This is a genomic window from Flavobacterium sp., from assembly GCF_027482425.1.
Taxonomy (GTDB): domain Bacteria; phylum Bacteroidota; class Bacteroidia; order Flavobacteriales; family Flavobacteriaceae; genus Flavobacterium.
Window position 1 is genome coordinate 1 of the sequence record NZ_JAIXWA010000053.1, and the last position, 9,707, is coordinate 9,707.

The following is a 9,707-nucleotide window of genomic DNA, read 5'->3' on the forward strand; positions in this document are numbered from 1 at the left end:
TTCAAACGGCCTAATTTGGGTTGGTTTTAGAAAATACAACACCCCAAAAACGTCGTGAAAAAAGCGAATTTTTTGGTATTGGTTTTTTCAAAGCACAATTTTAAGGCATTCTTCTGCAGTAGTAAGCCCACAACACAGCCCCGGGCGACGCGGCACCCTGCCCCGGTGCGCTAGCAAAAGGGGCCGGTATAGCATAGCACGGGAAGCCGCTCACGCAAGAACCCGAAAATAAGGTGCTGCCAAAAAAAAGCATACATATTATATAGTATCATTGTTTGTAGGGACACACCAATACCTTATATTTGCACTCCATTAAAATAAACGGAATGATTCAGATTACTTTACCAGACGGTTCGATTAAGGCGTTTTCCGCGGGCGTGACTCCGATGGAAGTGGCCAAAAGTATTAGTGAAGGATTGGCGCGAAATGTAATTTCGGCCTCATTTAACGGCACGACGGTGGAAACCGAAACGGCTTTAACCACGGACGGCAGTTTGGTATTGTACACATGGAATGATCTGGAGGGGAAGAAAGCCTTTTGGCATTCTACCTCGCACGTCATGGCGCAAGCTTTGCAAGAAATCTACCTTGGCATCAAGTTAACCCTCGGTCCTGCTATCGATAATGGGTTCTATTACGATGTGGATTTCATGGAGCATAAAATAACGGATGCCGATTTCAAAAAAATCGAAGACCGCGTATTAGAGATTGCACGTGAGAAACATGAATTCAAAATGCGGTCGGTTTCCAAGGCGGAGGCCTTAGCCGTGTATAAAGACAACGAATATAAAACCGAGTTGATCTCTAACTTGGATGACGGCACGATTACGTTTTGTGACCACTCGAATTTCTTTGATCTATGCCGCGGGGGACATATTCCGAACACCAGCTTAATCAAAGCGATGAAAATCATGAGTGTTGCGGGAGCGTATTGGCGCGGGGATGAAAAAAACAAGCAATTGACTCGTGTCTATGGGATTTCGTTCCCGAAACAGAAAGATTTGACCGAGTACTTGGAATTGCTGGAGGAAGCCAAACGTCGTGACCACCGTAAGTTGGGGAAAGAGTTGGAATTATTCGCATTTTCTCAAAAAGTGGGTCAGGGCTTACCATTATGGTTACCCAAAGGAGCGGCTTTACGCGATCGTTTGGAGCAGTTTTTAAAGCGTGCACAAAAGAAAGCGGGTTACGAACAAGTGGTTACGCCTCATATTGGACAAAAAGAATTGTATGTGACTTCGGGACACTATGCCAAATACGGAGCCGACAGTTTCCAACCCATACATACCCCTGCAGAAGGAGAAGAGTTCTTGTTGAAACCCATGAACTGCCCACACCACTGTGAAATTTACAACACCAAACCTTGGTCGTACAAAGACTTACCGAAGCGTTATGCCGAATTTGGAACGGTGTATCGTTACGAGCAATCGGGAGAATTGCATGGATTGACCCGTGTGCGCGGATTCACACAAGACGATGCCCACATTTTCTGTACGCCAGAACAGTTGGATTCGGAGTTCAAAAAGGTAATTGACTTGGTATTGTATGTCTTCGGTTCCTTGGGCTTTGAAAACTTTACAGCACAAGTTTCGGTGCGTGACCTAGACAATCCCGATAAATATATAGGTAGCGTTGAAAACTGGGAAAAGGCAGAAAACGCGATTATCAATGCAGCCCGTGACAAAGGACTAAATTATGTAATTGAAAGTGGTGAAGCCGCCTTCTACGGTCCGAAACTTGACTTTATGGTAAAAGATGCTTTGGGTCGCAGCTGGCAGTTGGGAACCATTCAAGTGGATTACAACCTACCCGAGCGTTTTGAGCTAACCTACAAAGGGTCGGATGATAAGTTGCACCGCCCCGTGATGATTCACCGCGCGCCTTTTGGTTCGATGGAGCGGTTTATCGCGATTTTACTTGAGCATACGGCTGGAAATTTCCCTCTTTGGTTAATGCCCGAACAAGCTATCATCCTGTCTTTGAGTGAGAAATATGAAAATTATGCACAAAAAGTTTTAAGTTTGCTGGAAAATAGCGAAATTCGCGCCCTAATTGATAACCGCAACGAGACTATTGGCAAGAAAATCCGTGAAGCGGAGATGCAAAAAATGCCGTTTATGTTGATTGTGGGAGAAGAAGAGGAGAAAAACGGAACGGTTTCCGTGCGCCGTCATGGTCAAGAAGGCAAAGGAAACAATACGATGTCTATTGAAGATTTTGTTGGACTTGTACAAGAAGAAATCGGAAAATCATTAAAATCATTTGAAGTATAACCCCCTGGCAACAGGATAAAATAAAAAAGCCATAGCAATTAGAAATAACAGAGGTAGTTACAAACCTCGCGAAGAAAAAAAAGACGCACACCGTATCAATACAAATATTCGTGTGCAGGAGGTTCGTTTAGTAGGTGACAACGTTGAACCCGGAGTCTATAAAATCACGGAAGCCTTGCGCCTGGCCGAGGAATTGGAAGTGGATTTGGTGGAGATTTCACCAAATGCCGATCCGCCGGTATGTAAATTGATGGATTATGGCAAGTTTTTGTACCAACAAAAGAAACGGGAAAAAGAACTAAAAGCCAAATCCTCGCAGATTACGGTAAAAGAAATTCGTTTTGGGCCACAAACCGACGAGCACGATTACGAATTCAAAAAGAAGAACGCCGAAAAGTTCTTGAAAGAAGGTTCGAAATTGAAAGCTTTTGTATTCTTTAAAGGCCGTTCGATCATTTACAAAGAACAAGGTCAAATCTTGTTGTTGCGTTTGGCGCAAGATTTGGAAGAACACGGAAAAGTAGAAGCACTTCCGGTGTTGGAAGGGAAGCGAATGATTATGTTCATCGCACCCAAAAAGAAAAAATAAACCCGCCTTACCGACGTATATACTTCGGAAGTATTCGAAGCAAACCGTCGTCGCGGTATGAAATTGAGTAAATTGAATCGTAATAAATTTGGGAAATTATGCCTAAAATGAAAACAAAATCCAGTGCCAAAAAGCGCTTTAAAGTGACTGGTTCTGGTAAAATCAAAAGAAAGCACGCTTTTAAAAGTCACATTTTGACTAAAAAGTCTAAAAAACGCAAATTAGCGTTAACGCACGCGGCTTTGGTTCACCCAAGTGACGAGCGTAGTGTAAAAGAGCAATTACGTATTGTATAATTGCCTTTACGGTTAAAATTATTTCATAACCCTGAAGCTGGGCCCATCAAGCACATTCAATTGTGCGCCTACTTCAAAAAAATTTAAAAAATTATGCCAAGATCAGTAAATTCAGTTGCTAAAAGAGCACGTAGAAAAAAAATGATGAAGCAGGCTAAAGGTTTCTTTGGCCGTCGTAAAAACGTTTGGACAGTTGCTAAAAACGCGGTAGAAAAAGCAATGCTTTATGCATACCGTGATAGAAAGCAGAAAAAGAGAAACTTCCGCGCTTTATGGATTCAGCGTATCAACGCTGGAGCTCGTTTAGAAGGAATGAGTTACTCACAATTCATCGGATTAGTGAAGAAAAACGGTATCGAATTGAACCGTAAAGTATTGGCTGATTTAGCGATGAATCACCCAGAAGCTTTCAAAGCTATCGTGAATAAAGTAAAATAAAAACGTTTGTACAACCAGATTCAATTTACTCACTATATCAAATCCCAATCGAAAGGTTGGGATTTTTTATTTTTGGGCGTGCCACCGGCTCCATACTTCCGCCGCTGTCAGGCGCTCCGCTATAGCCGTGCGGTTCCGCTAACGCTCCACCTTCGGGCTGCCGCTGCGATCCTTCACGCAAATCCGTATAAAACAGAAACCCCGATGATCAATCGGGATTTCTTATATCTTTCTTCTTTCTTCTTTCCTCTTTTCTCTTATTCAAAGACTTCTTCCTTCTCCCCATCATAACTCGCAAACACCATACTCGGATGGGAATCTTGATGGAACATTGTCCCGTCTTTCGTAATCGCAATCGCACCTGCAAATCCGTCAAAAGGGGTTAACTCAGCAAACGTTTTGGCAAAAGCATCTTCTAGTGCAAAACCATCGGTCACGCGGGTCACAATCTTGGCTGCAACCGCGCCCGAAACTATGTCTTCGCCTACGCCCGTCAAACTCACACCGCAGTCAGCATTGCAGTAATTGCCCGCTACCGTTGCAGAATCCGACACCCGACCCACCAATTCAAATCCTTTGCCTCCTGTAGATGTGGCTACCGCAATACGACCCTGTGCATCCAAGGCCACACAACCTACCGTGCCCAAACGCAAAGCAGCGAGTTTGGCTTCATACTCAGCGCGACGCTGCGGAATTTCGGTCGAAAAGGCTTCAAATCCGTTGGCACGCGCATAAGCCGTTGCTCCTTCTCCACTTAATATTCGATCATCCACCGCCAGTAAATGCTGCGCCACTTGAATCGGATTTTTTACTTCTTCAATATTGATCACGCCACTCATTTTCATCGTTACACTATCCATCAACGAAGCACTCATGCGAATCTTGCCATCGCTTTGTATTTGCGATCCAATCCCCGCGTTAAATAAGGCATCATCTTCTAATAACGACACCGCATAAACCACCGCTTCTAAGGCCGAGTGTGTTTGCAAATAGGCATACGCTTCTTTGACAATCCGCAATAAAGCTTCTTGTTTGGCTACTTTCGTTTCTTGACTAGTCGACGATTCCGAAAAAAATCCGCCGTGGATGATGATTCGTGTGGAATTCATTAAAAAAAGTTTCAGGTTTCTCCCGAGACTTCGGGGTCAGGTTTCAGGTTAATCCTTTACTCCCTGTAAAAAAATTAAACGTATTGTGAGGATTTGATGGTCATTTTAAACGTGTCCAAGTCAAAGGTATCGTTCTTACTCAACACATGGGTCACTAAATGGTTAATGGAAATGGGCTGTCCCAATTCAACCTGCGTCAAATTGGTATCTTTAATTTCGCGTCCATCGACCAAAATGACCAATCCGGATCCAATCGCTTCCATCTGCTTTCCATTCGCAATAAACAATCCCGTATCTTCTCCGAGTCCAACACCCAATACTTTGGGATTGCCGACCACAGCTTGGAACAAACGTCCGATGCGTCCGCGTTGTACAAAATGCGTATCAATCACTACATCGTCAATTAATCCCAATCCTGAGGTGATTTTCACTTCTCCTTTTAACAAGGCTTCGCTACTGCTTCCTTGGTAAATCATATTGTTAGAAGCTGCGGCCGCACCTGCCGAAGTTCCAGCATAAATAAAGTGCTCGTTACGGTATTTATCCAATAATAAATCGTGAAAGGGAGTGCCTCCTAAAATAGAAGTCAATCGTAATTGATCACCTCCCGTAAACATCACCACATCGGCTTCTCGTAAACGCTGAATGATCTCTGGATCCATAGCTTGTTCGCGTTTTTCGATATACAATATATCGACATTGTGTGCGCCGAGATAATTAAACGCTTTCACGTACTCGGGTCCGATTTGTCTTGGAATTTTCGAAGCCGTCGTTATCACTTCGATACGCGAATTTTCTTTATGTAAGGATTCTTTGATGATACGTTTTAAAATACCTTCCTCAAAGAAGTTCAAGTTTTGAGGCGCTGTCGTATCCAAATCGGTTTCGGTAAAACTTCCTTTGTCTACTGCCCCCCCGATAATGATCAATTTTCCTAGTATTTTCATGAGGTAAAAATAACCATTTCAACACATTTTACAAACGATTTCCTCACAAATACCCCATGAGTTTTCACCCAAGTTTTCCACGACTTCAGAAATTAAAAAAGGCATCATTTTACTGAATTTCAGAAGTATAGTTCATGAATTTTATTTTTTCGCAATCAATTCATCCAATCAAAAAAATAATTCCCTATTTTTAACAAATTCGTTAGCTAAATTCAACCCTAGACCCTTGTTTTATGAAAATTGAAAAGATTCAGTCCCTACGTGGACCCAATATTTGGAGTGTACAACGCAAAAAACTAATCCAAATGCGACTCGACCTGGAAGACATGGAAGAAAAACCCACTAACAAAATTTCAGGATTTCGCGAACGCATCGAAGCTATGTTCCCTACCATGATTGAACACCGTTGCTCAGAAGGAGTGCGCGGTGGATTCTTTTCCCGTATTGATCGCGGAACTTGGATGGGCCATGTGATTGAACATATTGCCCTTGAAATCCAAACGCTTGCCGGCATGGAAACCGGATTTGGTCGCACGCGGGAAACCAAAACACCTGGCGTGTATAATGTCGTTTTCAGTTATGTCGAAGAAAGCGTAGGCATGTATGCCGCAGAAGCTTCTGTGCGTATCGCCGAGGCTTTGATTGCAGGAACCGACTATGATGTACAAGCCGATATTCAAAAAATGCGAGAAATTCGGGAGCGGGTTCGTCTCGGTCCCTCCACAGGAAGTATCGTGGATGAAGCCGTAGCACGTGATATTCCCTGGATTCGCTTGGGCACCAACTCACTTGTACAATTGGGTTATGGTATTAATCAAATGCGTTTTCAAGCGACCATTACGTGTAAAACCAGTAACATCGCCGTAGATATTGCCTGCAATAAAGAAGAAACCAAACGCATGTTGGATATGGCCTCAATACCCGTAGCCAGTGGAGGCATTTGTGTGGATGAAGAAGATTTGGAAATGGTCATCAAAAAAATTGGCTTTCCCATTGTCATCAAACCCTTGGACGGAAACCACGGCAAAGGGGCCTCCATCAATGTGCAAAATTTAGATGATGCCAAAGCGGGGCTCGCCCACGCCAAAAACTACAGCCGAAGAGTTATTGTTGAAAAATTTATCACGGGATTTGATTTTCGCGTATTGGTAATCGACAACAAACTCGTGGCTGCGGCATTGCGCGAACCTGCACATGTAAAGGGCGATGGCGTAAATACAATCCAACAATTAATTGCTGAAACCAATAAAGATCCCCGTCGTGGGTACGGACACGAAAATGTGTTGACCGAAATTACGGTGGATCGGGATACTACTGACCTTTTAACCAAAAAAGGGTATGATTTGAATACCGTCCCCGCCAAAGATGAAATTGTGTATTTAAAATCCACTGCCAATCTCAGCACAGGCGGAACCTCTGTAGACGTGACCGATATGATGCACCCTGAAAATATTTTCTTGTGTGAACGCATCGCTCGTGTGATTGGCTTGGATGTTTGTGGTATTGATATCATGGCGCCGAATTTAACGCAACCCCTCAAAGAAACGGGAGGATGTATTTTGGAGGTAAATGCAGCACCTGGATTCCGAATGCACTTAGCCCCTTCAGAAGGATTGCCACGGAATGTAGCAGCTCCAGTTATTGACATGTTGTACCCCCCTGGAAAACCATCGCGCATTCCGATTATTGCGATTACGGGAACCAATGGGAAGACAACAACCACCCGTTTGATTGCGCACATGGTCAAAAACAATGGTTTCCGCGTGGGCTTTACCACTTCCGACGGGATTTACGTTCAAAACCATATGATGGAAAAAGGCGATACCACGGGACCGATTTCGGCCGAATACATCTTAAAAGATCCCACAGTGGAATTTGCCGTTTTAGAAACCGCTCGCGGTGGAATTCTTCGCTCAGGCTTGGGTTTTAGCCGCTGTGATATTGCCATTATTACCAATATTCAAGAGGATCATCTTGGACTCCAAGATATTCACACCTTGGATGATTTGGCCCGCGTGAAAAGTGTGGTCGTTCGCAGTGTAAAAAAAGACGGTTGGGCTATTTTGAATGCCGACGACGAGCATTGTATGAAAATTGCACAGGATTTAAGTTGCCAAATCGCCTATTTTTCGATGGATGAAAACAGTCCCAAAGCACGGGAACTTTCAAAAGAAGGCAAAATTGTAGCGGTGTACGAAAATGGATTCATCACCATCAAACGCGGGGAATGGAAAATCCGTGTGGAACGCGCGACTCACATTCCGCTGACCATGGGTGGAAAAGCCAAATTTATGATTGCCAACGTCTTGGCAGCTGCACTAGCAGGCTATCTTCACGGTTTCAAAACCGAAGATATCAGTTTGTCATTACAAACGTTTATTCCTGGAGCGGCACAAACGCCCGGACGTATGAACATTTTTGAGTTTAAAAAATTCAAAGTGATGATCGACTTTGCGCACAATCCTGCGGGCTACCGTGGCATTGAAGAATTCTTATCTAATATAGAAGCCACCAAAAAAATTGGCATCATTGCCGGAGTTGGTGACCGTCGGGATGAGGATATCAAAGAATGTGCAACGATTGCCGCCCGTATGTTTGATCATATTATCATTCGACAAGAAAAACACTTACGTGGCCGTACAGAAGAGGAAATTATCGGACTCATTATGGAGGGAATTCAAGAAAGTGGATCGAGTGTCACTCATGAAATAATTACCAAAGAAACCGAGGCCATCAAGCATGCCATCAGTACGGCAGAAGAAGGAAGCTTTATTACAGCTTTGAGTGATGTGGTAACGAATGCCATTGAAATTGTCCAAGAATATTTGGATAAAGAGCAAGAAAGTTAAGTCACTTGTGAAATAAAAATAGAAAAACCGGTGTTTACGCATCGGTTTTTTTGGCTAGAAATTTAACTGTACCTTTACTGAAAATCAAAAAAAATGAAAAAAGTTATTCTATTGTGGTGCTTGACTTTGAGCTTGACCACTATGGCCCAGAAAATTCAATTAAAAAAAGACAAAGTTCTATGGGATAAAGTGGAAGTAGCGACGGTCAAAGAACCCTATCGCGACCATTTGGAAATAGGAACGTTGAGTGGTGAAAAACGATTTACTGTCGCATACAAAGGGCTTAATGCCAATGAAATGCAAATGTATAATTGGTTGGAAATTACTTCGGCCGATGGAAAACAAAAAACAGAAATTCCGTATGAAGTGCTGATTACCGCCTTTAACTCCGATCGAATTATTGTGCACTTATTGGCAGTAAAATACAATCTTATCAACGAAAAAGGGATCAATGAAGATGCGCTTAAAACATTCTTTGATACACCGCGAGAATCCTTGAGTGAAAAATATGGCAAAATCGTAGCCTCTGCCAAGTTTGAAGCCGACGAACAAAAACGCAAAGTGCAGCAAGTAAAGAGTTCTTTGAATCCCCAAATCAAAGCCGATAATAGCATTACAATGAGCCTCAACGGCCGACTGACGATAGTGGGAAGTATTCAAGCCAAACCCTATGTAGTGGGCAATGGCGTTAATCAATATGTGACCGTTTATGACTTGGATGGGATACCCGTAGCGCGATTATCCAATACCGCCATGGATTTTTATAAATACCGTATTGAAACCTATGATGGAAAAAACTATGATTTTTATATCAAAAGTCAATACAACAATACCAACAGCACATTTTTGTACGAATTTTTGTGCGACTTAGTGAGTCGTGGGTATATGTTGAACCATCAAGCGAAGATGGAACAACAGCAATTACAACAAGCGAAAATCAATTTAGCCAAAGAGCGCAGTGTCAATATCTACCAAAAACCAGGTTACTTAATTGATGAAGAAGGTGTAAAATACACTGGGATTTTGAGTATTAATTTTCAAATGTTGGATGTCAACCAAACGGGGCAAGTACTTCCTGAAAATACGGCCGACCGATTTGGAAAAACGGTTTCCATAACGTATAAAAACGATAAAAATCAGGAACGTACTAAATCGTTTAAAGCCAATAGTGGAGCGTACTTTTGCATTCAAGAGCAAGGACAAGAA

The 9,707-nt window shown here is 42.8% G+C and carries 8 protein-coding genes; 6 read left to right on the forward strand and 2 right to left on the reverse strand.

Annotated features, from left to right (window positions below):
* Window positions 1–326 precede the first annotated feature (326 nt).
* The 4 genes from thrS (at window position 327) to rplT (ending at window position 3,596) form a co-directional block, all read left to right on the forward strand.
* Complete coding sequence (thrS, locus tag Q0037_RS07325; protein WP_297516995.1) at window positions 327–2,273, forward strand: threonine--tRNA ligase; 1,947 nt, start codon at window positions 327–329, stop codon at window positions 2,271–2,273.
* A gap of 37 nt (window positions 2,274–2,310) precedes the next feature.
* Window positions 2,311–2,862, forward strand: coding sequence for a translation initiation factor IF-3 (gene infC, locus Q0037_RS07330; RefSeq protein ID WP_073363903.1), 552 nt, complete (start codon window positions 2,311–2,313; stop codon window positions 2,860–2,862).
* A gap of 98 nt (window positions 2,863–2,960) precedes the next feature.
* On the forward strand, window positions 2,961–3,158 hold the full coding sequence (gene rpmI, locus Q0037_RS07335) for a 50S ribosomal protein L35 (protein WP_073363905.1): 198 nt from the start codon (window positions 2,961–2,963) through the stop codon (window positions 3,156–3,158).
* A gap of 93 nt (window positions 3,159–3,251) precedes the next feature.
* The gene (gene rplT / locus Q0037_RS07340; RefSeq protein WP_073363906.1) at window positions 3,252–3,596 is read left to right on the forward strand and encodes a 50S ribosomal protein L20; all 345 of its coding nucleotides are present in this window, start codon (window positions 3,252–3,254) and stop codon (window positions 3,594–3,596) included.
* Between the two features lie 257 nt (window positions 3,597–3,853).
* Here the strand turns inward: rplT and Q0037_RS07345 are convergent, their stop codons facing one another.
* Both Q0037_RS07345 and Q0037_RS07350 read right to left on the reverse strand, forming a co-directional pair.
* The gene (locus Q0037_RS07345; RefSeq protein ID WP_297516996.1) at window positions 3,854–4,705 is read right to left on the reverse strand and encodes an isoaspartyl peptidase/L-asparaginase; all 852 of its coding nucleotides are present in this window, start codon (window positions 4,703–4,705) and stop codon (window positions 3,854–3,856) included.
* A 74-nt stretch (window positions 4,706–4,779) separates the two neighbouring features.
* Window positions 4,780–5,652 carry a cyanophycinase gene (locus Q0037_RS07350; protein WP_297516997.1) on the reverse strand — a complete coding sequence of 291 codons (873 nt, stop codon included), beginning with the start codon at window positions 5,650–5,652 and terminating at the stop codon, window positions 4,780–4,782.
* A 233-nt stretch (window positions 5,653–5,885) separates the two neighbouring features.
* Here Q0037_RS07350 and cphA point away from each other — a divergent pair, with 233 nt between their 5' ends.
* Both cphA and Q0037_RS07360 read left to right on the forward strand, forming a co-directional pair.
* Window positions 5,886–8,501 (forward strand): cyanophycin synthetase, encoded by a 2,616-nt coding sequence (gene cphA, locus Q0037_RS07355; RefSeq protein ID WP_297516998.1) that lies wholly within the window; start codon window positions 5,886–5,888, stop codon window positions 8,499–8,501.
* A 93-nt stretch (window positions 8,502–8,594) separates the two neighbouring features.
* A partial coding sequence (locus Q0037_RS07360; protein ID WP_297516999.1) for a hypothetical protein occupies window positions 8,595–9,707 on the forward strand: 1,113 nt, incomplete at its 3' end.